Source organism: Flavonifractor sp. An91, assembly GCF_002159225.1.
GTDB classification, from domain to species: Bacteria; Bacillota; Clostridia; order Oscillospirales; family Oscillospiraceae; genus Flavonifractor; species Flavonifractor avicola.
Genome location: NZ_NFHA01000038.1, coordinates 1 through 25,492, shown reverse-complemented (window position 1 = coordinate 25,492; position 25,492 = coordinate 1). Strand labels below are relative to the sequence as shown.

At 54.0% G+C, this 25,492-nt stretch carries 24 protein-coding genes and 4 tRNA genes; 19 read left to right on the top strand and 9 right to left on the bottom strand.

Annotation, left to right across the window (positions count from 1 at the left end; genetic code table 11):
- The first annotated feature begins 54 nt into the window (after nucleotides 1–54).
- The 4 genes from B5G42_RS18785 (at nucleotide 55) to mobC (ending at nucleotide 2,619) form a co-directional block, all read left to right on the top strand.
- Nucleotides 55–561, top strand: a complete 507-nt coding sequence (locus tag B5G42_RS18785) for a cysteine-rich VLP protein (protein WP_343286707.1) — start codon at nucleotides 55–57, stop codon at nucleotides 559–561.
- Between the two features lie 146 nt (nucleotides 562–707).
- Complete coding sequence (locus B5G42_RS15370) at nucleotides 708–1,307, top strand: hypothetical protein (RefSeq protein WP_087272191.1); 600 nt, start codon at nucleotides 708–710, stop codon at nucleotides 1,305–1,307.
- 11 nt (nucleotides 1,308–1,318) lie between these two features.
- Nucleotides 1,319–2,275: a hypothetical protein gene (locus B5G42_RS15365; protein ID WP_087272188.1), complete on the top strand. Its 957-nt coding sequence runs from the start codon at nucleotides 1,319–1,321 to the stop codon at nucleotides 2,273–2,275.
- A complete protein-coding gene (mobC, locus tag B5G42_RS15360) occupies nucleotides 2,272–2,619 on the top strand; it encodes a plasmid mobilization protein (protein ID WP_087272185.1) in 348 nt (115 codons plus the stop codon). Before B5G42_RS15365 ends, mobC begins: the two co-directional genes overlap by 4 nt.
- 50 nt (nucleotides 2,620–2,669) lie before the next feature.
- On the opposite strand, the gene B5G42_RS15355 is transcribed toward mobC, so the two are convergent.
- Together B5G42_RS15355 and B5G42_RS18250 are read right to left on the bottom strand one after the other, a co-directional pair.
- On the bottom strand, nucleotides 2,670–3,824 hold the full coding sequence (locus B5G42_RS15355) for a helix-turn-helix domain-containing protein (RefSeq protein WP_087272182.1): 1,155 nt from the start codon (nucleotides 3,822–3,824) through the stop codon (nucleotides 2,670–2,672).
- On the bottom strand, nucleotides 3,821–4,450 hold the full coding sequence (locus tag B5G42_RS18250; protein WP_087272179.1) for a hypothetical protein: 630 nt from the start codon (nucleotides 4,448–4,450) through the stop codon (nucleotides 3,821–3,823). Before B5G42_RS18250 ends, B5G42_RS15355 begins: the two co-directional genes overlap by 4 nt.
- Before the next feature lie 171 nt (nucleotides 4,451–4,621).
- On the opposite strand from B5G42_RS18250, the gene B5G42_RS15345 reads away from it, so the two are divergent.
- Nucleotides 4,622–4,909, top strand: a complete 288-nt coding sequence (locus B5G42_RS15345; protein ID WP_087272176.1) for a CD1845 family protein — start codon at nucleotides 4,622–4,624, stop codon at nucleotides 4,907–4,909.
- A gap of 95 nt (nucleotides 4,910–5,004) precedes the next feature.
- Nucleotides 5,005–6,414 carry a relaxase/mobilization nuclease domain-containing protein gene (locus B5G42_RS15340; RefSeq protein ID WP_087272194.1) on the top strand — a complete coding sequence of 470 codons (1,410 nt, stop codon included), beginning with the start codon at nucleotides 5,005–5,007 and terminating at the stop codon, nucleotides 6,412–6,414.
- Nucleotides 6,415–6,600: 186 nt separating this feature from the next.
- Here the strand turns inward: B5G42_RS15340 and B5G42_RS15335 are convergent, their stop codons facing one another.
- The gene (locus B5G42_RS15335) at nucleotides 6,601–6,960 is read right to left on the bottom strand and encodes a helix-turn-helix transcriptional regulator (RefSeq protein ID WP_087272172.1); all 360 of its coding nucleotides are present in this window, start codon (nucleotides 6,958–6,960) and stop codon (nucleotides 6,601–6,603) included.
- A gap of 150 nt (nucleotides 6,961–7,110) precedes the next feature.
- On the opposite strand from B5G42_RS15335, the gene B5G42_RS15330 reads away from it, so the two are divergent.
- The 10 genes from B5G42_RS15330 to B5G42_RS15290 all read left to right on the top strand — a co-directional run bounded on the left by B5G42_RS15330 (nucleotide 7,111) and on the right by B5G42_RS15290 (nucleotide 16,970).
- Nucleotides 7,111–7,782, top strand: coding sequence for a response regulator transcription factor (locus tag B5G42_RS15330; protein WP_087272169.1), 672 nt, complete (start codon nucleotides 7,111–7,113; stop codon nucleotides 7,780–7,782).
- Complete coding sequence (locus tag B5G42_RS15325; protein ID WP_087272166.1) at nucleotides 7,760–9,247, top strand: sensor histidine kinase; 1,488 nt, start codon at nucleotides 7,760–7,762, stop codon at nucleotides 9,245–9,247. Before B5G42_RS15330 ends, B5G42_RS15325 begins: the two co-directional genes overlap by 23 nt.
- Before the next feature lie 138 nt (nucleotides 9,248–9,385).
- Nucleotides 9,386–10,246, top strand: coding sequence for an ATP-binding cassette domain-containing protein (locus tag B5G42_RS15320; RefSeq protein WP_087272163.1), 861 nt, complete (start codon nucleotides 9,386–9,388; stop codon nucleotides 10,244–10,246).
- Nucleotides 10,243–12,432, top strand: a complete 2,190-nt coding sequence (locus tag B5G42_RS15315; RefSeq protein WP_087272160.1) for a hypothetical protein — start codon at nucleotides 10,243–10,245, stop codon at nucleotides 12,430–12,432. Before B5G42_RS15320 ends, B5G42_RS15315 begins: the two co-directional genes overlap by 4 nt.
- Nucleotides 12,425–13,138, top strand: a complete 714-nt coding sequence (locus B5G42_RS15310; protein ID WP_087272155.1) for a hypothetical protein — start codon at nucleotides 12,425–12,427, stop codon at nucleotides 13,136–13,138. Before B5G42_RS15315 ends, B5G42_RS15310 begins: the two co-directional genes overlap by 8 nt.
- Nucleotides 13,139–13,592: 454 nt before the next feature.
- A complete protein-coding gene (locus B5G42_RS15305; RefSeq protein ID WP_087272152.1) occupies nucleotides 13,593–14,015 on the top strand; it encodes a sigma-70 family RNA polymerase sigma factor in 423 nt (140 codons plus the stop codon).
- Nucleotides 14,016–14,312: 297 nt separating this feature from the next.
- Nucleotides 14,313–14,513, top strand: coding sequence for a hypothetical protein (locus tag B5G42_RS15300; RefSeq protein ID WP_087272148.1), 201 nt, complete (start codon nucleotides 14,313–14,315; stop codon nucleotides 14,511–14,513).
- 132 nt (nucleotides 14,514–14,645) lie between these two features.
- Nucleotides 14,646–14,789 carry a hypothetical protein gene (locus B5G42_RS18410; RefSeq protein WP_164475037.1) on the top strand — a complete coding sequence of 48 codons (144 nt, stop codon included), beginning with the start codon at nucleotides 14,646–14,648 and terminating at the stop codon, nucleotides 14,787–14,789.
- Between the two features lie 91 nt (nucleotides 14,790–14,880).
- A complete protein-coding gene (locus tag B5G42_RS15295) occupies nucleotides 14,881–16,581 on the top strand; it encodes a recombinase family protein (RefSeq protein WP_164475036.1) in 1,701 nt (566 codons plus the stop codon).
- 14 nt (nucleotides 16,582–16,595) lie between these two features.
- Nucleotides 16,596–16,970, top strand: a complete 375-nt coding sequence (locus tag B5G42_RS15290) for a recombinase family protein (RefSeq protein WP_087272142.1) — start codon at nucleotides 16,596–16,598, stop codon at nucleotides 16,968–16,970.
- 30 nt (nucleotides 16,971–17,000) lie between these two features.
- On the opposite strand, the gene B5G42_RS15285 is transcribed toward B5G42_RS15290, so the two are convergent.
- Nucleotides 17,001–17,077: transfer RNA gene (locus B5G42_RS15285), tRNA-Pro, on the bottom strand.
- Between the two features lie 166 nt (nucleotides 17,078–17,243).
- Nucleotides 17,244–17,335, bottom strand: a tRNA-Ser gene (locus B5G42_RS15280).
- Nucleotides 17,336–17,903: 568 nt separating this feature from the next.
- On the opposite strand from B5G42_RS15280, the gene B5G42_RS15275 reads away from it, so the two are divergent.
- From B5G42_RS15275 to B5G42_RS15265, 3 genes are all read left to right on the top strand, one after another.
- Nucleotides 17,904–18,605, top strand: a complete 702-nt coding sequence (locus B5G42_RS15275) for a cell wall hydrolase (protein ID WP_242961244.1) — start codon at nucleotides 17,904–17,906, stop codon at nucleotides 18,603–18,605.
- Between the two features lie 126 nt (nucleotides 18,606–18,731).
- Nucleotides 18,732–18,819: transfer RNA gene (locus B5G42_RS15270), tRNA-Ser, on the top strand.
- A 29-nt stretch (nucleotides 18,820–18,848) separates the two neighbouring features.
- Nucleotides 18,849–18,939: transfer RNA gene (locus tag B5G42_RS15265), tRNA-Ser, on the top strand.
- 39 nt (nucleotides 18,940–18,978) lie between these two features.
- On the opposite strand, the gene B5G42_RS15260 is transcribed toward B5G42_RS15265, so the two are convergent.
- The 4 genes from B5G42_RS15260 to B5G42_RS15245 all read right to left on the bottom strand — a co-directional run bounded on the left by B5G42_RS15260 (nucleotide 18,979) and on the right by B5G42_RS15245 (nucleotide 25,359).
- Entirely contained in the window at nucleotides 18,979–19,902 is a 924-nt protein-coding gene (locus tag B5G42_RS15260) for a hypothetical protein (protein WP_140399868.1), read from the bottom strand.
- Nucleotides 19,877–20,119, bottom strand: coding sequence for a helix-turn-helix domain-containing protein (locus tag B5G42_RS15255; protein WP_087272135.1), 243 nt, complete (start codon nucleotides 20,117–20,119; stop codon nucleotides 19,877–19,879). The genes B5G42_RS15260 and B5G42_RS15255 overlap by 26 nt, the downstream gene beginning before the upstream one ends.
- Before the next feature lie 9 nt (nucleotides 20,120–20,128).
- On the bottom strand, nucleotides 20,129–21,100 hold the full coding sequence (locus B5G42_RS15250) for a hypothetical protein (RefSeq protein WP_087272132.1): 972 nt from the start codon (nucleotides 21,098–21,100) through the stop codon (nucleotides 20,129–20,131).
- Between the two features lie 266 nt (nucleotides 21,101–21,366).
- Nucleotides 21,367–25,359: an S-layer homology domain-containing protein gene (locus B5G42_RS15245; protein ID WP_087272129.1), complete on the bottom strand. Its 3,993-nt coding sequence runs from the start codon at nucleotides 25,357–25,359 to the stop codon at nucleotides 21,367–21,369.
- Between the last annotated feature and the right edge of the window lie 133 nt (nucleotides 25,360–25,492).

Below are 25,492 nucleotides of genomic sequence, written 5' to 3'. Positions count from 1 at the left end.
GACCTGTTTTCGGGAGCTGTTGCACCGTCAGGCTGGGAACAGGGGGGTGACGCGATGGGCTATCGGGAGTTGACCCGGCAGGAAAAGACCGCCATTCGCAAGCTGGTGGTCCAGTGGTGCGCCAACTATGACCGGGACTATGGCTGCCTGCTTGGTTTGGGGCCCCCACGCAAACTTTATTTGCGTGGGGAGAGGAGGAGCAACGAAATGAGTGAGCTTTCGCCTCGGGCGGAAGCGAATGATATGGAGTTTGTGACGACGTGCGGGTGCTATATGCTGGGGAAAACCTGGACGGGGCCCATGTGCCGGTATTTCCGGGAGGCCGTTCTGCCCCTTGATCCGGCGCTGGAGCAGGCGCTGGCCCAGGAGGAGGTTGTGCTGGAGCGGAGGGTGTGCCCTCTGTGCGGCAGGTCCTTTGTCCCCAAGCGGCGGCAGCTCTATTGCTCCCCGATCTGTCAGGCCGAGGCCAACCGTAGGAAGTCCCGTGCGAGGATGCGAAACAAGCGCGCAAAAGACGGGGTCAGGTGTTACGATTTAAGCCCCCAAAAGCCTTGTAAATAGGGCGTTTCCGGGGTTGCTCTGGAGGGGGCCGGTATGATTTTATGACCGGCCCCCTTTTTCTCATATAATTCAAACATTCTGCGCCGGTGCTATGGGACAAAGTGTCCCATAGCATCACACTTTTACAGGCTGGAAAAGGAGGTTTTATGGACAAAAATCAAGGCTACACCATTCTGCGGGCCGTCATGCTGGAAAACGGCAGAGGCTTCGCCCTGGGGCATCACCCCACGGCTCCGTCCCCCTATGTGACCTGGGCCTGTTACGATGATGAAACGGGCCAGCGGCAATATGAGTGGGGGCATTACGGGAGTGACTTCACCGCAATAGAGCAGGACTTTACCAATCGGCTGGTGGAGTATCAGCGGATTTACAAGGTCAGCGTAGTGCAGGTCGAGGCCCCCGGTCTTTACAAGTATTACTCCACCCAGCGCCCGGTAGACATCGGGACCTTCCCGAAACCGCCCCACAACGCCCCGGATGAAATCGTCAATTACGATCAGCGCGTCCCGGTGGAGGGCGGCGCGTTCCTGGCCTGGGGCCATCTGACCTATACCAAGCCATTGACGGACAAGCAGGTGTCCGACTATGAGCTGCGGCCTGCTTTCAATGTCCACGAACTGCGCCGGAAACGGGGGGAGCGCCCTCTCACGATTGCCGAGCAGATGAAGGCGGCCCAGCAGCAGGCCCAGGAACAGCGGGGGCCGGATGCACACAAAAAGGACGCCCCGGACCGGGGCGAGCGTTAGGAGGTGGAGAAATGCCCAAGTATTATCCCATCAACGAGGAGGCGGCCCGGCGGGCCAATGACCTCAACAGTTTCTATACCTACAAGCCCGGTGCGGCAACGGCCAGTTACCAGCACCAGGTAGATGCGGCCTATCAACTGGCGGAGGAGCAAAAACAAAAGGTCGATCCCATGTACCATGATAAGATCGACTATCTGGTGGACCTCTACGCCCGCAAACTGGCGGAAAACCTCAACCAATCCAATGTCATTGACGCCCGTGTACCCTCGATCCTGATTTCCGGGGGCGGCAATTTCCCGGTGCGGCGAAAGGAAAAGCAGAACGCGGCCAGGGACAAGAACATGGGTGAGTATCAGCATATCCAGGGGCTTTTGGATAAGATACGCGCTACCGGCACGGCGGGGATCAGCTCCGATGACAAGCTGGCCGTGGAGAAACTGGAAGCCAAGCTGGAGGGGCTCAAAGCCAACCAGGAGCACATGAAGGCCGTAAATGCCTATTACCACAAGCACAAAACCCTGGACGGCTGCCCCGACCTGACCCCGGACATGGCCGAAGAACTGCGAGCATCGATGGGACGGGACTGGCGGAAAGATCCGGTGCCCTATCCATCGTTTCATCTCACCAACAACAACGCCAATATCCGCCGGGTGCAGCAGCGCATTGACGATTTGAAAAATCGTGGGGAGTTTGTGAGCTGGACCTTCCCCGGCGGTGAGGCGAAAATCAACGAGGCGGAAAACCGCCTGCAACTGTTCTTTGAGGAAAAGCCCACCGAGGACCAGCGCCGGGAACTGAAAAGCAACGGTTTCAAGTGGGCTCCCAGCCAGGGCGCGTGGCAGCGGCAGCTCAACCGAAACGCCATCTTTGCGGCGGGCCGCATGGACTTCCTCAAGACCGAGGACGGTCAGAGCCCCGTCCGGCTCCAGCCCTTTGCCCGTCAGGACAAGGGGGAAATTGCCCGATGACGAAGAAACGCCGCCGCCCGATCCACCTTCATGTGATGGTGTCCGAGGAGGAGCTGGCGCTGATCCGGGCGCGGATGGCCGAGGCTGGTGTCCGCAACATGGGGGCCTATGTGCGGAAGATGGCCCTGAACGGCTATGTGCTCCATGTGGACCTGGGGCCGGTGTGGGAGCTGGTGTCCCTCCAGCGCCGGTGTTCCAACAATCTCAATCAGGTGGCGATCCAGGCCAACACCTACGGCGGCGTATACCCCCAGGACATTGCCGCGCTGCAAAAGGACTATGCCGACCTTTGGGGGCCCCTGTCCGACCTGCTGGAGAAGTTGTCGGCGGTGGTGGTAATTTGAAGTGAAAAATAGGCGGAGAGGTGGCTACCTCTCCGCCTAACTTATAAAATTTAGTTTGTACCAGTTTTAATTACGCGTAGGATGGGCTTTTTCCGCTGATTGAACCCATCAAAAAACTCATCTGGTAAGCCGCAAATGTATTTTAAGTCCGCAGGAGATAAACCAGATGCGTTAATAAAAGCTGTTGGCGTTATAATTTTGTTGTCAACCAAAAGGTAAATAGCATCCCGAAGCATCTCGGGCGCTGCCACAGTCAAAATATCATCTAAAGGTTCTTTGTGCCAGTATTTCCGAGTCGTCATCTGGCGCTTTAGATAATTGATCTGATTTTCAGTAAGAAGATCTAGTGTTTCACAACGCCTGATAATTGTAGACATTGCAGCCCCCCACTTCCGTTTAACGATTTCAAGCGAACTTAGAGATGTGCTGTGAATATCTTTAGGGAAGGAGGTCGCTGGCAACAAAAAAGCTGCAGCAAAACGGTCAGCCTGCATATCGGCTAAATCTACAATATCTTTTTTTACAGCTTCATCTTCCGCGATTGAACTGTGCATTATTAAATGGCCTAGTTCATGCAAAATACTAAATCGTGTGCGGACAGCACTTTTTTGAATAGAGTGATACAGAATATATGGAGTGCCATCTTTCCAACAAGAAAAAGCATCAATGCCTTTGAATGTGCAGAAGTCACTTGTTGCGAACTGTGTTACAATCACACCTTTGTTTTCTAAAACACCAATTAAATCGTCAATGGGATCATCACTTAGCCCCCATGCCTTTCTAATTGCTAGAGCCAATTCTTCAATATCTTCAAATGTTAAATCTTCGTATTCTTTATCAAGAGTTGGAATGTCACGCTCGACAAAGTCCACATATCGTTCTAGCTGTTTCTTAATTTCGTCAGTCCATTTAATCTGGTACTTACAAGCGTTTTTTACTTTCTTTGCAATATTTGAATTAGAACGAAAAAACAATGGACTACTGCCAGCTAAAGCTTTTTGCTCAGTCTTATAAAAGAACTCGGTTGGAAAACTAAGCGCATAGGAGATAGCTTGAAGTATTTCAGGAGAGGGGTTGACGATACCCTTCTCATACTTTGAAACCGATTGCCTAGTAACGCCGATGTTTTCGGCCAAATCCTCCATAGACATGGCACGAGCCTCGCGAGCTTCCGTGATTCGCGAGGCTATGACTGTGCTTGTCATGAGACAACCTCCTCCATGCCATGAGCTAAGAACTCTTTCTTCAACGCTGCCTTTTTGCGCTCAAAGGTATGGGCGTTTTCACTTGCTTCAGCCGAAGAAACTTGGGGAAGGAATAACTGTTCCGCGATTCCTTCATAGCCGGGTTCCGGAAATTGAATAACGGCAAAAGTTTGGTTACGCCCTCCAAAAGTCAAAATTCCGTAGTATGGCTCATCACCATAGGGGGGAGTTTGTTCTAAATCAATGACCATCTGACGCTGCAACACATGATTATTATTGGATAACTTAATCTTGTATTTAGAAGCGTAGGACAGCATTTCCGGTGAAGCGCTCCGTGCAATGTGGAGGATCGTGTTTTTATTTCGTAGCTCGGGAATAAGATGCTTGTATCGGAATTCGCGCTGCACAAATTCAAATGGAAATTTCGGATCATGACTCTCAATCTCACACTGCATTTGCACAAGTTTGGTTCTTATACGCCCTCTGATACTGGTGAAGTAAGGATGGCCAAACATCGGCTGCTGAGTTTCCATCAGCTCTCGATAGGTCGCATCTCCGACCTGCACAATGGAGGTCAGGGTGAGCAGTTCTCGGGAAGTAAACAAATCAGCAAACTGGTTCTGCATACAACAGCCCTCCAGGTTCAAAAAAATCTTGAGCCTATTTTACAGTATTGAGGTGATTTTGTCAACTAAATTCCTGGATGGGTGGCTTTTCGGCATCCTTGTGCAACTGACAGAGCTAAGTTACAATAATAGTTGGAAGGCCATCTATCATTCATTTGGGAGGTAGTTGATATGATCGTTCTCAAAATCCTTGCCGCCCCCTTTGTGGTGGCACTGACCCTGATCGTTGCCATCGTGTCGTTCCTCTATTGTGTGGCGTCTGCATTGTGTCATGTGGGCTGCGTGGTGCTGACCCTGCTGGCCCTTGTCCTGTTCATTGGCGGCCAGGCGCTGGGCGGTGTGGTGTTCCTCGTGCTGGCGTTCCTTATTTCGCCCTTTGGCATCCCGGCCATTGCTGACTGGCTTATGGACAGGCTCTATTCACTGAAATACTCCCTGCAAAGTTTTATTACCGGCTGACCTTTGTGACACTTTGTCCCATACCTGACCGGCGGCTATGAGGCCGCCGGTTTTCTAAACAGAGAGGAGGTGCTGCTACGGCCACCACACGCTTGATTTCCCACCATATCAGCAAGGGAGAAACCATCGCCCAATCCCTCAAAGACCGCCTGGACTACGGGAAGGACCCGGACAAGACGCAGGGCGGCGAATTGATTTCCTCCTACGAGTGCGACTACATGACCGCCGATGCCGAGTTCCTGCTCTCCAAGGCAAAGTACAAGGCTGCCACGGGTCGGGAGCAGCGCCGGGAGTCCGATGTGCTGTGCTATCAGATCCGCCAGTCCTTCAAGCCGGGAGAGATCACCCCGGAGGAGGCAAACAAGGTGGGATATGAAACGGCGATGAGCTGGACCAAGGGCAAGTACGCCTTTTTCGTCGCCACCCATACAGACCGCCAGCACATCCATAACCACATCTACTACAACGCCGTTTCCCTGGACTATTCCCGCAAATACCGCAACTTCCTGGGCTCCAGCTTTGCTTTGCGCCGCCTGTCGGACCGGGTGTGTCTGGAGCATGATCTGTCTGTCATTCAAAACCCCAAGCTCCACAGCCAGGGCCAGTATCTTCACTATGGTCAATGGCTGGGCGGGGACCGTCGGCCCTCTCAAAAAGAACAGCTCCGCGCCGTTATCGACGCCATTCTGACGGAGCGGCCCGCCGACCTTCCGTCCTTCCTCGCCGCGCTGGAGGCGTCCGGCGTCCAAGTGCTCCACGGGAGGGGCGGCGTCCTCTCGTTCCAGCTCCCCGGTTTTACCCGGCCTGCCCGCTGGCGGAGCTCCACCCTGGGGGACGGCTACGGCCCGGAGGCGGTGCAGGCCGTCATCGACGGCACAGCCCCGGTGCGTACTCCGGCCACCGGCAGCGCCCGTCCCGCCCCCAGGCGGCTCAATTTGATTATCGACATCCAGCAGCGCATGGCACAGGGCAAGGGGCCGGGCTATGAGCGGTGGGCCAAGATTTACAACCTGAAACAGATGGCCGCCGCCCTGCAATTTCTCCGGGAGTACGGTCTGACCGACTATGACGAGCTGGCGGCCAAGACCGATGCGGCGGTGGATCAGGATCACGCCCTGGCCGGGGAGCTCCGGGCCGTCCAGGAGGAACTGACCCATACCGCCGCTCTCATGGGAGCCGTGGTGCAGTACGCAAAAACCCGGCCCGTGTTTGACGGCTACAAGGCGGCCAAGTACAGCAAGAAATATCTGGCCCAGCATGAGGCGGAACTGGCCGACTACCGGGAGGCCAAGGCCACCATGAACGATCTTTTGGACGGGGCCAAGCTCCCCAAAATGGACGTCTTGAAACAAAAGCGCCGGGAGCTGACCGAGCGCAAAAAAGCCCTCACCGCACAATACCGCGCCGCGCAGAAGGAAATGCGGAAGCTGGTGACAGCGAAGGGCAACATTGACCACCTCATCAATCTCACCGGCGGACGCGCCGATAAGGAACAGACCCGATAGGGGCGGTTCCGCAGACAGACCTATGGGACACTTTGTCCCAAGGTGCCGGGTTTGGGGAGGCTCCCCAACAAGCATTTTCGCAAGGCCTTCGGCCTTGCGAAAATGGCAAGTGTGTCCACACTTGCCTTGCTTGCCATTACGCGCTCTCCCGAAAATGAGTGCAAAAAACGGAGGTGCGTGTTTCTCTTACGCATCCTCCGTTTCCTTAGCCGCTTTCATCGCTTGGATTGTGGCTTCTACAATTTTCAATTCTTTTTCGTTCAGAGCGTTGAGCATGGCGTCAATCCGTTTTCTGCACTCGCTGCCTTTGTTCTTGGACGGATAGAAATACTGATCTACCGATATATCGAACATTGTCACCATCTGATAAAAGGTGTTGAGGCTGGGGTGCTGGCCATCATTCTCGTTATACATAATGGTACGCGGAGCCCGATCAACAATATAGGCCAGTTGCTCTTGCGTCATCCCGCTGGCCTCCCGCGCACGCTTGATGGCGAGCCCTATATCGTGAAAGTCAAACCGTCGTTCATCTCGCTCTATTTTCATAACATCACCTAAACTGATTTTACATTTCATGTCTGGCGTCTTGAACGATTTATGTTTTCACTTTTATTACTATTTTATTTCATGCTTGATTTGGAATTCTCCATGTAAAATTCATAGTTCCATGTTACACTCAAAAAGAGGTGATTCGATTTGAGAAAAATCTTGATTATAGAAGATGAGCTGGATATTCAGGAACTTTTGGCTGCATATCTTCGAGATGCCGGTTACGAAATAGTGATTGCGGGAGATGGTGTGGAGGCGCTGGCACAATTTCAACAAGGTGCATTTGACATGATCCTTTTGGATCTGATGCTACCTAAAATTGACGGGTTTGGTGTGTGCGAATTGATACGCCGGGAGTCCAGTGTGCCGATTCTGATGCTCACCGCGCTGGACGGTGAACAAGAGCAGCTGCGTGGATTCCAGATGGAGATTGACGATTATGTGACAAAACCATTTTCTATGCCTATCTTACTGCAAAAAATCCGTGCAATTCTTCGTCGCACCGCAGGAGGCATGGAAAATAACAAATGCTTGCATTACCGTGATCTAACTTTGGATTTAGACGGAATGGAGGCTGTTCTGGCAGGACGATCTTTGGATTTAACAACCCGGGAATTTGAATTGCTCCAGGCGTTGATTTCCAGTCCGGGGAGGGTGTTTACCCGTGAAGTTCTGCTGGCCAAGTTGTGGGGCTACGACTTCTTTGGGGACGAGCGTGTGGTGGATAGTCACATTAAAAACCTACGGCACAAGATGGGTACTGACTATATCGAAACTGTAAGAGGGGTGGGGTATCGTGCTGCGAAAGAAAATCCGTGAAAGTTTGACAGTCCGTATTTTTCTGATAACGGCCCTCATTCTGCTAGGGGCAGGAGCTATTACTTTTGGGCTGATTGCCTGGGCAACCCCCAGTACCTATACCGCTGTGATCAATGATGATTTGACCAAACAGGTAAATGCGCTGGTGGAAAAACTGGCGGACACCACACTGGAGGATTGTGGGTCGGTACTGGATGCCTTTCTCAGGGACTCTGGAGCAGATGCGATGCTGGTGGGCCCCGACGAGCAAATTGTCAATACCGGCTCCCAGTTTGCACTTCAATCGATCTATGAGGACACTGGCAAAATGACTACGGCAGCGGACATCGGTTCCACGGTTACTTATACCACCGACCGCTTAGATACAGAAGATTCTGTAACTGTCACCATGTCTGAGCAGGCTACCATTACGGCTGATGTGCGCTTTCTTAACCAGTCGGATTCCTACACGCTTTATGTGACACCTCGGCTGAAGACAGAAAATCTGGCGGTACAGGCGCTGATTCAAATGGCGCCTTGGCTGCTGCTACTTTTACTGATCTTCTCCCTGCTGTGTGCGCTGGTCTACTCCAGATATATCGCCCGCCCCATTGTCCGGCTGAGCGGGATCGCTGGGAAAATGGCCGATTTAGATTTTGGATGGACCTGTGAGGAGACCAGGCAGGACGAGATTGGGAATTTGGGCCGTAGCCTAAACCAAATGGCACAAAAGTTATCCGGTGCCCTCTGCGATCTAAAGGCATCCAATGAGGCGCTCCGGGGAGAAATGGAGCAGGAGCGGGAAATGGATCGCCAACGCATGGCCTTTTTCTCTGCCGCATCCCATGAACTAAAAACTCCTGTTACCATTCTGAAAGGCCAGTTGTCCGGTATGCTGGATGGAGTGGATGTCTATCAGGATCGAGAAAAATACCTGGCCCGTTCTCTTCAGGTAACCGCCCGGATGGAAAATCTGATTCAAGAAATCCTGACCATCTCACGGGTAGAGGCTCATGGCGGCGCGTTTGTTCAAGAACTGGTGGACATTTCTGAAATAGCAAAACGGCAGATGGAATTGGATACAGATTTGATACAACAAAAAAATCTGAGGGTAACCGTTGATCTGTGTCCTGGGCTGACAGTAAAAGGAGAACCCTCAATGCTGGCAAAAGCCATTGGCAATCTGATCTCCAATGCGGCGCTTTACTCTCCAGAGGGCGGAGAAATCCGTATTTGGTCTGGCCTTCAGCAAGATACCCCTGCCCTGACAATCGAAAATACTGGCGTCCATATTGGGACTGAGGCTCTGCCGCATCTGTTTGAGGCTTTTTACCGGGAGGAACAATCCCGCAACCGGCGCACGGGCGGCAGTGGCCTGGGGCTCTATCTAGTACGGATCATCCTGGAGCAGCATCGAGCAAATTGTCGGATCGAAAATACGGAGAATGGCGTTCAGGCTACAGTCAGTTTTAATCCTCCCAAGTAACATACAGTGAAGAAAGCGTGCATCTGATTTTCCATCAGGTGCACGCTTTCTTCATATAAAACACAAATTGGCTTCAAGTCCTCTCCATACAGGCTCGGTATCCTATGGATGAAATCCAAAAAGAAAGGACACCAACCCATGCAAATTGAACTTCAAGACCTGAATATGACCTATCCCAACGGAAAACAGGCCCTGCAACATTTGAACCTTGCGCTGAAGGCTCCCAGCCTGATCGGATTGTTGGGGCCAAATGGCGCGGGCAAGTCCACACTGATGAAACTGCTGGTGGCAGCTCTCATGCCTACGGGCGGCGCGATCCTGGTGGATGGGCAGCCTCTCGCAAAGACAGAGCATATGTTGAAGTCCAAACTTGGCTATCTGCCCCAGGACTTTGGCCTGTTTGACGAACTGACGGTGGCACAATTTTTAGACTACATGGCCGCTCTCAAAGGGCTTCATGATTCCAAAAAGACCATTCAAGAAGTGATCCGAGCTGTCAATCTGGAGGAGAAGGCTAAGGCAAAAATCCGTACACTCTCCGGCGGTCAGCGTCAGCGGGTTGGAATTGCCCAGGCTCTACTGGGCAATCCGCCTTTTCTTATCTTTGACGAGCCTACAGTTGGACTTGACCCGGAGGAGCGCATCCATTTCCGAAACCTGTTTTCCCGCACAGCCCAAGATCGGCTGGTACTGCTCTCAACCCACATTATTGAAGATGTACAGTCGGTATGCAATCAAATTGTTGTGATTGATCATGGCAAGGTGCTGTTTACCGGCACACCCGAAGAACTGATCCAAACTGCTGTGGGCCATGTGGGAGCATTTTGGGAATGGGATGCCAAGCAGGAGCAGGGGCTCCATATCACAGCGCGGGTCAACACCAGTCAAGGGATTCGATGCCGTGCGGTTGCTGACAGACTTCCAACCTATGCCAAAGTGGAAGAACCATCCCTGGAGGACGCTTATCTCTATTTGATTTCCAGGGAGGCTGCCCAATGAAAACACTCTGCCTATTTCCTCTGGAATTGCGTCGGCTTTTCCAAAGTCGGCTTACCTGGCTGATCGTCGGTCTGACCGTGCTCTCGCCTGCGGTGGGCCTAATCCTCTATAAACCGGCTACCGCCAGCACAATGCTCTCCATGTATCTCGCCAACCCCGCTATCGCCGGAGGTGTTGTAGGCGGCATCCTATTCGGTCTGCTGTCTGTCTTTGAGTCGGACCGGGCCACCCGGAGCCGTGTGGATGTCCTGATGGATGCGGCAGTTTCCCCTCTGACGATGGCATTAGTACGCCTTTTGGCTCTGTTGGCAGCGTCGGTGGTGACCGTGGCCGTTACGATGCTGGTTTGGCTCCCCATCAGTGCGGGGCTGATCGGTTCGGTCTTTGGCGGTGTGGATTATATCTTAGCCTACCTGCTCCTTATGGGGTTGTCCTTGCCGATGTCTATTCTGGCCGCAGCATCCGCCTATCAGTTCACACGGCGGGTGGATCTTTCCTTGGTGCTGTTTGCCGCATTTGCGGCACTGAGCCTGACGGTATGGGCGGATGACTGGCAGCTATGCTGGCTGAATCCATGTGTATGGGCCCTGTCGGATGATTTTTCAAACTTCCGCATCTTCCGCTCGGTGGCCTGGATGCGTCTGACCTGGCTGGTAGCGTTGGCCGGGGTCTGGACGGTTTCTTATCTCTGCATCCGGCAATACGGCAAGGGTGTGTTCGGTTCTCTGACCCGGAACGTGCGGCGGGTCTATCGCCCCATCATCGCCCTGGCGCTACTGGTCTGCTCCGGCACGGCATACGCCGCCCAGCCCCTGGTAGACAGCAGCAATCCGGATCAGATGGCCATGACCTTTTACGAGATCCCCTATGTGGAGGGGGTGGTCTGCACCGGGCGCAGTGCCCAGGTATTCCCGGATACATCTGTCGGCTCCGTTACCGGCACGGCGTCCTATCAATTTCAGAACACATCCGATCAGGAGCAGAATGTGGCTTTCGGCATTAATCCCGGCTATACAATCTCAAATATGCAGGCCAACGGTGTGAACGTTCCTTTCTCGGTGAGCGACTATCAAGAATACAATGAGGCTATGCTGGAGGTGACGATTCCCGCCGTGGAACAGGTGGAACTGACCATGGAGTATAGCGGATTCCCCCAGGAGAGTTACAATATGTCCACCATGCAGGGCAGCACGGAAATCAGCTCTGAGTACCTGTGCCTGGAAAACTCCGTCCTCTCGCCCCGTCTGATGAATGTTCTGCCGGGGGAGAACGGCTACCCTACTACCATTGAAATCACACTGCCGGAGGTTATGACAGCCATTCCTTTCAACTCCAGCGAGGCGGAGGTCATCGCGGAAAATGAGGATGGCACGAAGACCTGGCGCTATGAGGCCAACAGTGCTGGCGGGATTCTGTATGCCGGCGACTATGTCCGGGAGGACATTGAGGCCGGCGGCATGACCATCGAATTTTACTATGGCCGCAAACATCAGGCTGTCATGGAGTCCGCCGGGGCGGTGGATGCGGTCAAATCTGTGGTGGATTACTGTACCGAGCATTATGGCCTGTTGTCTTTCGGCACCGGCGAAACTCTCAAGCTCATCCAGAGCCGAGTGGCCGGTGGTGGCTACGCCACAGATGGGGCCAGCCTGTTGGATGAAGCGGATTTCACTGCTGACAACCTGGGCGACGCCAGCAAAGGCGGTGGTGCCGGTGAAGTCATGATTCACGAGTTGGTTCACCAATGGTGGGGCCTGGGCAATATGTTTGACACTTCCGATCCAACAAGTCCCTGGTCGGCTGAGGGCTTGACCGTCTACACCACCTACCGCATTGTCAAGGAACTGTACGGGGAGGACTACGCCCGGGAGCACTATGTAAACCAGTGGCAGCAGGCGGTGGATGACTACTATCTGGACTTTTATGTGCGCAATCCCGACTATCTGGCAAACCTGCCGGAGGACAAGCAGTTGGAGATCACAGGCAATCTGACCTATGTACGACAATACTGCGAGATGCCGCTGAAGATCTTGAAAGCAGAGCAGCTGGTGGGCGGCGAGGAGTCTATGGATCAAATCCTTAACAGCCTGTTCAATCGGGAACTGGACCCCATGTATCCCTACCTGACCTATCAGGAATTTTTGGACGCCTGCGGGCTTACGGAGGAGGATTTGAGCCTTGATTAAGATATTTCAATATGAGTGCAAACGCTTGCTGTGGAACAAGTTTTTCTTTGGCCTTTTGCTGGTCATCTTGTTCTATGGATGGCAGGTATTGAACAGCGTGACCATTCTTGGGGTGTCCCACACCGCACCCTTTTCTCCCTGGAGTTTTGGAGATTACCTGAGTCGGATGATCCCGCTGTTGTGGATCGCGGTGCTGTTCTTTCTCACCTTCTTTACCTCCGGCAAGGCCCGGCGTGTGACCGTCCTCACCGATGCTACGCCAGTGGCCCCAGGACGGTATGCCCTGGCCCGGTGCGCCGCCGCTCTGGTGGGGACCGGACTGCTGGCTCTGGTCTGTCTGATCGAGGCCGCCATTTTTTATGGCCGGTATTTCGACTGGTATGGTTGGGACGAGTTGGCTCTGCCCGCCTTGGTTACGCTGATTCCCCCGCTGATGCTTGCCCTTGGCAGCGGCTGGCTACTGGGCAGGATTCGCTCCTATCTGATCTACACCTGGATGCTGGTACCCTTTGTGCTGATGGTTTTGCCGCTGCCAGAATTTCTTGGCCTGTTGAACGGAAGTATTTTTATGGATCGTCCTTTGACCTTTGACATTCTTGATCCTACATTCTCTTTGCCCATTGGAACCATTGTTACGCAATGTGCTCTGTCCCTTATAGGAATAGCCCTCCTAATGATACGTCCCTTAAATCATAAAATCCGATGAAACTGCCGGACGACGGCAAAAGAAAAAAAGCCGTCGTTCAGCAGTCAATCACCACGCACCAAAGCGGCGGCTTTGAATAAATCAAGGCCGCCGCTTTCCTATATGTAAGTCTAAACGACGACCCACTAATTTTTGCATCAACCGGCGGCCTTTCGGAGGGAGCCGTTGTGTCGTTACCTGACTTCTGCCAAGTGTGTGCAAGATGTAATCTGTTAAAAAAACTCCGAGCCCCAATCAGGATCGGTTTAGCCTCAGACATGAAATAAAAAATCATGTAAGTAGATATATAATTTCGTGCGCTTGCGTGGCCTTGTGTCGCGCAGGCGCTTTTTGTATCTCTACCCTTGGGACACTTTGTCCCAGGGGCCGGCGGGAGCACCCTCGCTGCCGGTCCCCGCCGGGGCTCCGTTCAGATTGCCATTCACCCCTAACTATCTGAACGGAGGAAATACAAATGACAACCATCAATCTGAAAGAATTTTACCCGTGGTACACCCACGACGAATACATAGAGGTTTCCGAGGAAGTGGCCGAGGAACTCCACACCAGCAAGCGGCGTGAGGCAGCCCATGCCGAGCGGGTGCGCTACAACAAGGCGTTCTACTCCCTGGATTGTGATGATGGGATTGAATATTCGGCCTGCCTGCATGAGCCGACGCCCCAGGAACTTCTGGACCGGATGGATCTGTTCATCCGGCTCTGGAACGCCCTTAACTCCTTGCCGGAGATCCAGGGCCGCCGGGTAGACGCCCACCTGATCCTCGGCAAGAGTTTCCGGCGGATTGCCCGGGAGGAAGGTGTGAGTAAAAGCGCGGTCCGGGATTCCATTTACTGTGGCCTGGAGAGTATGAAAAAATATCTGAGAAAAAATTTCTGATTCGACCGTCCGTTTGGCCCTGTTTTCTGGTGGTATATGAGAGGTAGTTTTTAACCTCTCCGCAGCAGAACAGCGGTGGCCCCGAGTATATGGGGAGCCCAGCGGCGGGTGTTTTGCATCAGCGCCGCAAGTGGGACAGGCTATTCCACGGCCACGATCCGCCGGGCAGGTCTGGCCGCTTGCCCCTCCGGGCCGCCGACTCTGCTGTGCGGGGACGCCGCGCCGAGAATTGCTGTCTTATGACGGGCCAAGGAAATGAGCGCGGCGTCCCCAATACTTTAGGAAGGAGGCAGACCAATGAACTGCAACCCTGAACTGGCGGCCCTGCTCTCACAGCCGTGGAGCAACAACGCCTGCCGTGGCTATGTCATCTATGCGATGGAACACTGTGGCTTTGCCCCCGGTGACATCCGGCGTGTAGTAGCAGAACTCCATGAGGTTTTTGACTTCTGTGGGCTGGAAGAGGCCCAGCAGCACTTCGAGAACAGCCCCTACTAACTGCGAGACAACTTGTCCCATAGTGGAGCAAGGCGGAAGGGCGGCACCCTGGCGGTGCCGCTTTTCTGCGTTTCCCCATTGGACAACGGGGAGGCAGAGTGCGTTGTTTTTATTCCGTGAAGGGAGGACGAAATGGCTGCTGAAATCACCAGAGAGGAATACACTTACCAGATTGAAAACCGTGTTTTTATCGTGACCCCCATTTACAAGGAGAAGGGTGAGCCGCTCCGGGATATTCTGCTGAAGTTGATGCTGGCTGATATTGAGCCGCGCTGACCGCCCGGCGACATCCTTAACACTGTCCGTGAGCAGAGGTATAATATTTATAGGATAAAACCTCTTGTTTGACGGCAGAAAGGAGGACATTTTGAAACAGTCAAGCAAGAAATTCTCTACCGGAACAGCCGCTCTCTACTGTCGGCTGAGCCGTGATGATAATATGGACAGCGAGTCCAACAGCATCCAGAACCAAAAGAAAATTCTCCAAAAGGCCGCGAAAGACAAGGGCTATACGGACACCATCTTTTTCGTGGATGACGGGATCACCGGCACTACCATGAAGCGCCCCGGCTTTCAGAAGATGATCGCCGCAATCGAGGCCGGGTACATCTCGGCGGTGTTTGTGAAAGACCTCTCCCGGCTGGGCCGGAACTACATTGAGGTGGGCAAGCTCACCGAGGAATTTTTCCCGCTCCATGATGTGCGGCTGGTGGCTGTGTCCGATGGCGTGGACAGTGACGAGGGCGAGGACGATTTCACCCCGTTCAAAAACATTATGAATGAGTACTACGCCAAGGACATCTCCAAGAAACGCCGGATCGTCAATAAGATGAAGGGCAACGCCGGGATTCCGCTCTCCCCGCCGCCCTATGGCTACATCAAAAACCCGGACGATCCCCGCTTTTGGGTGATTGACCCGGAGGCTGCCGCCGTGGTGCAGCGCATCTATCAGATGACGCTGGAGGGCAGCGGGCTGGCGGAAATCGCCGCCGCCCTCGGTGCGGATGGGATCGTCAACCCCACCTATTACTGGCGGAGCCGGGGCGTCAACCGCTCCGGCAGCAAAAGTACCGTGGAGCCCACCAAATGGGGCCACACCACCGTCAAGAAAATCCTCACCTTGCAGGAATACTGCGGCGATGTGATCAACTTCAAAAGTTACTCCAAATCCTATAAGATCAAACGCCGCATTGAAAACCCGGAGGAAAACCGGGCCATTTTCCTCAATGTCCATGAGCCCATCATTGACCGTGCCACCTGGGAAAAGGTGCAGGCCCTCACCAAAGGCACCCGCCGCAAGCGGCCCCAGGTCACCCAGGAGCCCAGCGTGTTCTCCGGCTATCTGAAATGCCCGGAGTGCGGCGGCAACCTCAATTTCCACTTCAACCAGGGCAACCACGACATCAAGTTTTTCAGTTGTCAGAACCACAATTCCGGGCTCCGCAAATGCTCGTCCACCCATTATATCCGGCTGGACTTCCTGGAGCGGGTGGTGCTGTATGAGGTCAACCGCCTCGCCGCCTTTTCCAGTGAGTACGAGGACGATTTCATCAAGGCCATTATGGGCCGCTCCGCCAAGGTTGCAGAAAATGTGAGGGTGCGGAAACAGCGGGAACTGGATGTGCTGTTGGCTCGTGACAAGGAACTGGATATGCTCTTTGAGCGGCTTTACGAGGACAATGTTGCCGGTAAAATCGACGATGCCCGGTTTGCTAAAATGGCAAAGCGGTATGAGCAGGAGCAGGGTGAAAACAGCAAGCGGATTAAGGCGCTGCGCCTGGAATTGAAACAATCTGAGAGCAAACGCATGGACATTGACGATTTTCTCACCACCGTCCGGCGCTATACCAACGCCGATAAGATCACCAAGCGCATGGTGGGAGAACTCATTGACCACATTGACGTATATCAAGCGGAAAAGCAGGACGGCGTTACCACTCAGCGCGTCGTGATCCATTACAACTGCATCGGTGCCTTTGATGTGCCGGACCGCCGGAAGATACCGGAGGCCGACATTATCATGGAAACAAGAAAGGGCGTAGCAGTCAGCTACGCCCCGGCAGTGTAAAGGTGGTGTGGGATATGAGAGCATTTCTCTATTGCCGTGTCGCCCATGACGATTCTTTCGCATTGGAACACCAGCGGTTTCTGCTACAACTCTACGCAAAGAAGGCCGGATATACCATCATCGGCGCTGCTGACGAATACGGCAGCGGGCTCACATTAAACCGCCCGGCGCTCCAGAAAGTGACCGAGGCCGTTGTCGCTGGCAGGGTAGATGTGGTGTTAGTCCATAGCATGACCCGGATAGGGCGGGAGTGGGGCATGACCCAATGCTACATTGACCTGCTCGCCCGGCACAAGGTAAAGCTCCTGTGTATCCGGGATCGGCTGCTGTTCGGTGAAAACGGCGCTGCCCCAATTTTGACAATAAAAAATGCGGAGTGTCCTTTGTAGGATACTCAGATCCTATAAGGACACTCCGCATGGTCCGAGTGGCGGGATTTGAACCCACGGCCTCTTGGACCCGAACCAAGCGCGATACCAAGCTTCGCCACACCCGGATGAAATTGAACTGCGCTGAACAGGGGATCAGATTATTCCGACCAACTGAGCGCTGAATAATATTATAGAGGGGAGAAGATAAATTGTCAAGGAAAAATAGAGACGATAGCGCACCAGACGGCAGGAAAATAAAAAGAAGGACATGACCTTGGTCGTGTCCTTCTTTGGCGGAGAGAGAGGGATTCGAACCCTCGAGACGCTATTAACGCCTACACGATTTCCAATCGTGCGCCTTCGACCAACTCAGCCATCTCTCCATGGTGAGTGCTCTACAAGTTGACTGCATAGGACAGGCAACGGACTATATTATAGCAGATTTTTTTGCTACGTCAAGGGGTAAAATGAAAAAAAGAAAAAATTTTGATTTGATGGGGCGGAAGGCGAAAACTGGGGCTCTGCGCGCGGCTATAGGAAGTGTGGGCCAGACTATAAAATCAAGCAGGGAATTGTGGTAAATCAACAGAGAGTTTCAGGGAGAAACATATGGTAAAAGACTGTTTCTTTTTGTTATTTTTTGTATCCATCTTTGGTTACATAATTCAATAAAATGTTTACTTGGCGAAAAAATTTAAAAGCTGAATCCATTGTGCTGCAATGGATTCAGGAAAAACGGGAAAATTTCCTATTGACTTTTTAGCTTGAAAGTGGTTACAATGTGGTTACAAAAAGATGAACAACAAGTAACAGTCTGTAACAGGAGGATTCCTAACAATGAAAAAACGAGCCCTTTGCGCGCTCGCAAGTCTGGTCCTTTGTGTGTCTTTAACCGGGCCTGCGTACGCTGCTGAGAGCGGCGTCAGCTTTGAAGTAAATGGTACGTCCCTGGTGACTGAGTTTGCCACCAAGGTAGAAAATGAAATGACGTACGTCTCCTATTGGCCTATCGTGCAGGCCCTTTATCCTGAAGCTGTGGCCGTGTGGAACAATGGCCAGGCGGAGGTTACCGCCCCCGGCCTGAAGCTGCAGATCGCCCCCGGCGCCAAGTATATTGTGGCCAACGGCCGGTACCTGTATGTGCCCGACGGCGTGAAGCTGGAGAATGGTGTGGTGCTGGTGCCTGTCCGCACCCTGTGCCAGGCCCTGGGTGCCAAGGTGGTTTGGAACGGTGCAGAGAGCGTGATCGAGATCACTTCCGGCAGCGGTCCTATTGCTTCCGGTGACAGCTTCTACGACCAGGAGGATCTGTACTGGCTCTCCCGTATCATTTACGCTGAGAGCGGCAACCAGTCTCTGGAGGGTAAGATCGCTGTGGGCAACGTGGTGCTCAACCGTGTGGCCAGCCCTCAGTTCCCCAACTCGGTCTACAGCGTGATCTTCCAGCGGAATCAGTTCACGCCGGCTTCCAACGGCCGCATCAATCGTACCCCCACTGCGGAGTGCGTCATCGCCGCCAAGCTGGCTATGGAGGGTACTAATACCGCAGGCAATGCCCTGTACTTTATCAATCCCTCCATTTCCTCCAGCCGCTGGTTCAGCCGCAACTGCACTTATGTTGCTACCATCGGTGCCCACGCGTTCTTTGCATGATGAGTTATGCCGCCGCGCAGACAGCGCGGCGGCATTTTTTATGTTTTTGAAGAAAATGAAAAAAGAGATTGACAAGTAGGGAACTATATTGTATAATCTTTTTTGCATTTGACCTGGACAGGACGTGGAGAGATGTCCGAGTGGTTGAAGGAACCGGTCTTGAAAACCGGCGATGTGGAAGCATCCGTGGGTTCGAATCCCACTCTCTCCGCCACACTTTTATAAGGTATGTTCATTCGGCACGCAGAAGTACCCAAGTGGCCGAAGGGGCTCCCCTGCTAAGGGAGTAGGGCGGGAAACCGTCGCGAGGGTTCAAATCCCTCCTTCTGCGCCAACAAGCCGCAAGCGTAATCGCTTGCGGCTTGTTTTTTGTTTATTCAGATATTGTTTGAATCATAACCTGGACGCCAATTCCGCGCTCATCGAGGAACCAGAGATCTCTGGTGAAGCTGCCGTCTGGCTGGGGAGTGAGGGTAGTATAGGTCTGGCCGTCCCGTTCCTCATCCTGACGGATCAGGATGCAGTCTGTACCCTCCGCCAGAGGAAGCTGATAGCTGCCGTCGGTCAGGGCCAGGGCCTCCGCCTCGGTCAGCGTAGTCTGGTCCAGAAGCGTACCGTTTTCATCCAGCTGGAAAAAGGTGCAAGACTCCAATCGGGGGATCTCTTCCATACGCAACTCCACGGAGAGAGCATCTTGTAGAGTGCTGCCGTTGATGGTGGAGGTATATTTGGTTTCCTGTTTGAGGATAAAGCCGCCGCTACCGTAGGACTGTCCCCGGGTCAGATAGAGGGAGCCGTATTCCCGCTGATAGACCTGGAAGGCAGTCCAAATGTAATCCTGCTGGCTCAGAGCTGGAGTGGTGGCGGGACCAAAATACAGTTTGCCGGAGAGAGAATGGGTGGTCCCGGTATCTGTGATATGGGTGTTATGGACCACCTCCGCCACGTCGCTTTGGAACGCAACCGTGGCGGAATAGGGGTCCTCCGGGTCGGTGGGGGGAAGAAAGTCAAAGAAGAGAGCCTGCCCCTCCAGATCGGTGAAAGCATATCTGCCGTCGCTCTGGCGTTGGGCGTTCAGAATTTTCGTGTCCCCATAGGTCTCCCAGTTCCCTCCAAGCTCATAATCCGCAGTGGGCCGGAGGACCATGTAGTAGCCCACCCAGCGGTCCTGGGCCGGGTTTTGGGCTTCCGGCCGGGCCAGGCTGACCGGCCGGAGCAGCACCAGCAGCAGAACAAGGGCGATCCCTACAGCCGGGATCAGGAACCGTCGGTCAGGGCGTCTCTTTGCCGTCATCATCCTCATCCTCCAATCGTCCATCGAAGCGCAGGATATCCCCCACGTCACAGTTGAGGTAGTAGCAGATTTTGTTGATGGTGTGAAAGCGTACGCCGTTGGCCTTGCCGGAGCGCAGGATAGACAGATTGGCCTCGGTGATGCCAACCTTGGCGCACAGCTCCTTGGCAGTCATATGGCGGTCTTTCAGGATTTCGCTCAGATGTACAGTAATGGCCATAGCGGTACCTCAGATAATGGATTGGTTGTCCTCCTGGAGTTCTTTGCCCTGCTGGAGGCAGCGGCACAGCAAGTAAAGAGCGGCGGCCAGCACCAGAGAGGACAGAGGAATATACACCTGAAAATGGGACTGGAGCGGAAGCGCCAGGAAGGTAAGCTGAAACAGATTTTTCAAAACGGTGAGCAGGGCGGACCACACCACCAGCTGCCGGCACCAGGAGGCCGTGAGGGCACACCGCTCCACGGCCTCCTGGCTGAACAGACCTTCTTTCAACACGGCGGTGAGAGAGGCTGCCTGGGCCAGTACAAAGGCGGTGAACAGGTCGGCCACCAAAGGCAGGAGCATCAGAATAAACTGGAGGATGAGTCCGGTGGTAACAGCGTCGTTAATACTGTTGGCATCAAAGACCAGCTCATAGCTGGATGGGCTGTTCAGCGACGTCTGGGTGGCCTGGCTGGCAAACTCGCTGATCCGGCTGTACGCCGTTCCAAAGGCCGCCAGCAGGGCGCAGGCCCACAGCAGGATGCGGAGTACCCCAGCCAGCTGGCCGACCTCCTGGCCCTCCAGCCGCCGCAGCACCCGCAGGACCAGCCAGGCTGCCAACAGGGAGAGATAGACGCACAGGGAGACGGAGGGCCATATCTCCGGCAGCTGCGTGGGGAGCAGGGTAGGGTTGACGGAGAAAAACACCATGCAGAAGCCCACACCACAGGCGGGCAGCAGCAGCCAGTCTTCCCATACCAAGGGTCCCCGGTTCTTGGGCAGAACCAGAAGCAGCAGTGGCAGAAGGGTGACCACCAGGGTGATTGCCCAGGCCCCCGTGTTGCCCCAGGGACCGGACAGGGAGAGCTCCCGCAGCCCCTGGCCTGGAGCAGAGAGCAGGTCTGGCAGTCCCTGCGGATCATAGCACGACAGAGCAAGGGCGGTTAGTCCTCCGACCAGAGCGGCGCATAGCAGGATCAGAATATGCTTGCGTGTCATGGTACTCACCTCAAATTATTGTTTTATTATAATTCCACCTTGAGCATAGCAGAATAATTATTGTTTGTCAATAATTATTGAGGCGAGAACGGAAGAAATATGGCGAGCGGCTTTGCACTACGACACCGAATCAACTGCGGGAACAATGGAAAGACCATTGAACCGTTTCCGGAAGTGAAAAGGTAATTTGCCATGAAAAATGGCGGCACCCAATGTTGGGTGCCGCCATTTTTTGAGCTTTGTAAGTAGGGGTGGATGTGTTCAAGTCAGGATTCCCAGGTCTCCTGGCTACCGGACTTGACATACTCGTGAGCATTGGTGGCCTCAGCGATATCGTAGTAGGCCCAGTTGTCCTTGTCCACATCGCAGAACTTGCGGAGCTGGTCACCGTGCTCGTCCACATAGTCCTCATCAGCGCTGCGGCCCAGCATCCGGTTGGTGATGACGGTGACCTCGGCGCGGGTGATGGTCTGATAGGGGCGGAAGGTTCCGTCGGTAAAGCCGTTGATCCAGCCGTACTGGATGGAGCCGACCACCACATCATAGAACCAGTCGTCCTCATCCACGTCGGAGAAGATGTTCTCGCCTTCGGTGCTCAGATCGCCGAAGCGCATCCCGATGGCGGTGAATTCCGCACGGGTAATGACGCGGGTGGGCTCAAAGCGGTCGCCGCCCACGCCCTCCAGGATGCCGATGGAGGCCAGGGTGTTGACAGCGTCAGCGTACCAGGCGTCGGCGGGCACGTCGGAGAAGGTGACGGTCTGGGTCACGTCCTTGTCCAGCAGCAGGTTGTAGAACATCTGAGCGGCCTCAGCGCGGGTCATATTCTGACTGGGACCGAAGCAGCCGTTGGGGAAGCCCTGCAGGTAGGCAAGGTGATCCTTGGTGTTGAGCCAGTCGGACACGCCGGTGTCATTGGGAGTGGGGGGCAGCTGACGGAAGGAGACGGAGATGGTGTGAGCTTCCTTCACATTTTTGAAGGTGTAGCTGCTCACAGCGCCTACGCTCTCGCCGTCCACCAGCACGTCGTCGATCTCATAGCCCTCGTCGGCCTTCATGGTGAAGGTCTTGTCGCCGCCACGGGAGACCCGCACGGAGCCGCTGGGGGAGATGGAGCCGCCCTCGCCGGCGCTGGCGGTGATGGTATAGCGGGTAACGCTGGGGATATCAGATTCCTCCCAAACCAGGGCGAAGGGAGAGAAACCGCCGGAACCGACCTTAAAGACAATGTGAGTATCTGTTTTCTTCAGGCTGCTCACTTCAGATACCGTACAGCCTGCAATGTCTCCTGCAACTTCATTGGAGGCCATATCGCGGTGGAGATCCTCAAAGTGAAGCAGCGTAAACTCTGTGTCTTTGTTTGTGCCGGCGGGATAAGGCCAGGAAACGGTAACATCGGCAGAGGCCTTAACCCATGTGTTTCCGTTGTGCCTGTCCACCAGATCCAGATACTTCATCTCATAATTGCGGATCATTCCTTCCGGAACAGGTTTGTCCAAGGTCTGATCGGCTTTATCCTCAAGCAGCTGAGTGCGATTGGACTCGCTGGAGGTGCTCTCGATGATGTCGTCAAACAGCAGGGCAATGCCAGTGGAATCAGTCACCGACACATTGCTGTCATTGATGGTAAATGTGACGCCATCATGGGCGGTGACTCCGGCTTTGCCGCTGGTGGCAGGCTGATTCAGGTCTGCATACTCTACCTTACTGGTCGTGCCTCGGACATTCAGAATGCCGGTATTGGAGATCACGCCGTAAGTCTCCCCGGAGGGGGTGCCCTGATCAACGGCATAGACCTTTCCCTGGTTCACAGCGCCGGGATAGATGCCCATGTTGAAGTGCTTATTGACTTCAAGTCCAACTGTAAATTGGTCGCTGACAATGGCTTTTCCCGTGTCATCGGTGAACAGCAGGCGAACAGGGTCCTGTCCATCCGTGTCCGGAACGATTTTATAAATGTCTGTGGCTGTTTCGTTATACGGGACGACTTTCCAAACCTTTCCGCTGCCTTCTTCTTTAAACCGGATATCGGTGGGGTCCAGGCCTTTCTTGGCATCAATGCGGAAGCCGAATTCCGGCAGGGAGGTGCTGCTGGTGATGGTGCCGTCCTCTGTGACATGGTTGGAGCCCTGCTCACCGCCCATATACACGGTGATATCGGCAGGATTGATGGTGACATAGTATTTGTCCTCGGCCACAAAAGCCATCGCATAGGAAGTGCCCGGCGTCAGGCCGGTCAATGTCACATCAAGGGTATCACTGTTGACCAGAGGAAGCAGGGTCAGCGTTGCGCCGTCTGCGGGGGTGCCATCGTCCTTCAGCGGGATATAGCCCACATGCAGGCCGATACCCTTATCAACGGAATAGGGTCTGGGCATCGAGAAGTGCAGGGTTTCCGAGTCAGCTTTAAACCAGAGAGCATTGCCCTTAACGGCCCAGTTGGCCTGATCCTCGCCGGCCTTGACCAGGGCTTCAATTTGGGATTTAGCGGTGCTGGAGGCGGTACCTAGCCAAAGGGAGGGGTAGGCTTCGTCCAGAGTCAGGGTACCAAAGGAGGTGTACACAGTCGTGTTGCCCTGAAGTACGCCGGATTTGATGTAGATGTTTTCGTCGACATCGTCGGCGGATCCGCCGGGGGCATAAATCTGATAGGTCGTTCCGTTGTCTGAAATGGTGCCGCCGTTGAGTCGTACTTTGGATTCACCCTGGACCGTATAGCTGATGCCGGTGGAATTGCCGGAGATGGTACCGCCATTCATCACGAATTCGACACCTTTGAAGGCATCTTTGCCACTTACCTGGACACCAGTGCTGTTGTCAGAAATGGTGCCGCCGTTCATGGTAAAGAGAGAACCATTGTTGACACGAACGGCAACGCCGCCTCCAAGCAGGCCAGCGCCCTTGGTGCCGGAGATCTCTGCGCCTTCTTCCATAGTGACTTCCGGACGGCCGCCGGACTGGTTGGCAATGTAGAGCACGGTGCCCTTATTGTTTAAGATTTTGCCGCGAATGGTGTACTTGGAGCCGTTGTTGGTGTACAGCACCTGGCCGTCCGTCAAGCCTGCACTGGAAACGCAATCTTGTACAACGCCGGTGGGGCCAATCTCAATGTGGCCGTACCAGGAACGCATGACGGGATTGTTTTCCACTTTTTCCACGGTGCCGTTGACCAGGGCGGTATGCTGATAGTCATTTCCAATATCATCCATGTAAAGAGCCATGGTTCCTTTGATATTGGTGATTTTGGCTCCATTCTGCATATGCAGATCGCTGGCATACATACCGACTGCAGAACCCTGATTGGCACTGGTATCAAAGTCCCGGATTTCGCAAGTAGGGGTCAGGGTGATATCCGAATCGCCGCGGCCATGAACCGCCAAGCCTGTGTTCCCCTGCCACATATCAGCGTCTGCTTTGATATTGACAATATCGCCGCTGATGGTGGCAGAACCGCCGTCCACACAGACGGCACGGCCCACGATATCCCGGATAACAGCGCCGTCGTTCATGGTAATGCCGGTGCCCTGCACCCATACGGCGCCCACGGGGCCAATGCTTCCGGAGGCACCCTTGATTCGGTCTTTTACGGTGTCGTCGCAGATGACGCTGCCCTCTTCCATGGTCAGAGAGGCGCCGGCGATGACGCGGACTGCAGACATACCGCCGAAGTTCTTCAGGGTCGCGCCGCTGCCCAGAATGATCTTAGCCTGGGCACTATCTGTGCCATAGGCTGCGATCATGGCATCCTGCACACAGGAACTGTTTCCACTGGGGTCTCCACTGCTGTTGGCCTGGGTAAAAATGGTTCCTTCATACCGACCGGCATCATCTAGAGTGACATTTTCCAGCGTGACCGAAGCTCCTTTTCCGGCGGGAACCGTGACCTCGATCATAGCGGGGTTATAGGTAGAGCGGGCGTTGTCTTGTATCTGCTGAAAATCTTCCCCGCGGGTAATGGTGTAAATCTCCTGCGCCTGGCCCTCTTCTGCGGGCAGGCTGGCAATGGTCACATGGTGGTCAGTGATGCGGGCACAGGCAGTTGCCTCCACGTCCGACATCAGATAGACGGTATAATATTGGTTGTCTGCATCCAGATTAATGGCGTCTACAGCATCTTTCAGAGAGGTATACGGGTTTTCCTGTGAACCCGGCTCACCTTCTCCGCCTGTTGCTGAAACATAAATCGTCTTACCTGTCGGTGCAGCATTATCTTCCGGCTCTTCAGCCAAAGCTACCACGGGGAAAAGACTCAGCAGCATGGCACAGGTAAGCACTAGGCCTTGTTTGAAAAATAAAAGTTGCACAAAAGGACGCAATATGTAAAACTAAGGGCATGAAACGCTATGAATTAACAAAAGAACAATGGGAACGGATCAGACCGATGCTGCCACC

Excerpts from the sequence above, each read along its gene's own strand:
- B5G42_RS18785 (WP_343286707.1), top strand. The coding sequence starts at position 55 with ATGGGCTATCGGGAGTTGACCCGGCAGGAAAAGACCGCCATTCGCAAG.
- B5G42_RS15370 (WP_087272191.1), top strand. The coding sequence starts at position 708 with ATGGACAAAAATCAAGGCTACACCATTCTGCGGGCCGTCATGCTGGAA.
- B5G42_RS15365 (WP_087272188.1), top strand. The coding sequence starts at position 1,319 with ATGCCCAAGTATTATCCCATCAACGAGGAGGCGGCCCGGCGGGCCAAT.
- mobC (WP_087272185.1), top strand. The coding sequence starts at position 2,272 with ATGACGAAGAAACGCCGCCGCCCGATCCACCTTCATGTGATGGTGTCC.
- B5G42_RS15355 (WP_087272182.1), bottom strand. The coding sequence starts at position 3,824 with ATGACAAGCACAGTCATAGCCTCGCGAATCACGGAAGCTCGCGAGGCT.
- B5G42_RS18250 (WP_087272179.1), bottom strand. The coding sequence starts at position 4,450 with ATGCAGAACCAGTTTGCTGATTTGTTTACTTCCCGAGAACTGCTCACC.
- B5G42_RS15345 (WP_087272176.1), top strand. The coding sequence starts at position 4,622 with ATGATCGTTCTCAAAATCCTTGCCGCCCCCTTTGTGGTGGCACTGACC.
- B5G42_RS15335 (WP_087272172.1), bottom strand. The coding sequence starts at position 6,960 with ATGAAAATAGAGCGAGATGAACGACGGTTTGACTTTCACGATATAGGG.
- B5G42_RS15320 (WP_087272163.1), top strand. The coding sequence starts at position 9,386 with ATGCAAATTGAACTTCAAGACCTGAATATGACCTATCCCAACGGAAAA.
- B5G42_RS15315 (WP_087272160.1), top strand. The coding sequence starts at position 10,243 with ATGAAAACACTCTGCCTATTTCCTCTGGAATTGCGTCGGCTTTTCCAA.
- B5G42_RS15305 (WP_087272152.1), top strand. The coding sequence starts at position 13,593 with ATGACAACCATCAATCTGAAAGAATTTTACCCGTGGTACACCCACGAC.
- B5G42_RS15300 (WP_087272148.1), top strand. The coding sequence starts at position 14,313 with ATGAACTGCAACCCTGAACTGGCGGCCCTGCTCTCACAGCCGTGGAGC.
- B5G42_RS18410 (WP_164475037.1), top strand. The coding sequence starts at position 14,646 with ATGGCTGCTGAAATCACCAGAGAGGAATACACTTACCAGATTGAAAAC.
- B5G42_RS15290 (WP_087272142.1), top strand. The coding sequence starts at position 16,596 with ATGAGAGCATTTCTCTATTGCCGTGTCGCCCATGACGATTCTTTCGCA.
- B5G42_RS15260 (WP_140399868.1), bottom strand. The coding sequence starts at position 19,902 with ATGATGACGGCAAAGAGACGCCCTGACCGACGGTTCCTGATCCCGGCT.
- B5G42_RS15255 (WP_087272135.1), bottom strand. The coding sequence starts at position 20,119 with ATGGCCATTACTGTACATCTGAGCGAAATCCTGAAAGACCGCCATATG.
- B5G42_RS15250 (WP_087272132.1), bottom strand. The coding sequence starts at position 21,100 with ATGACACGCAAGCATATTCTGATCCTGCTATGCGCCGCTCTGGTCGGA.
- B5G42_RS15245 (WP_087272129.1), bottom strand. The coding sequence starts at position 25,359 with ATGCTGCTGAGTCTTTTCCCCGTGGTAGCTTTGGCTGAAGAGCCGGAA.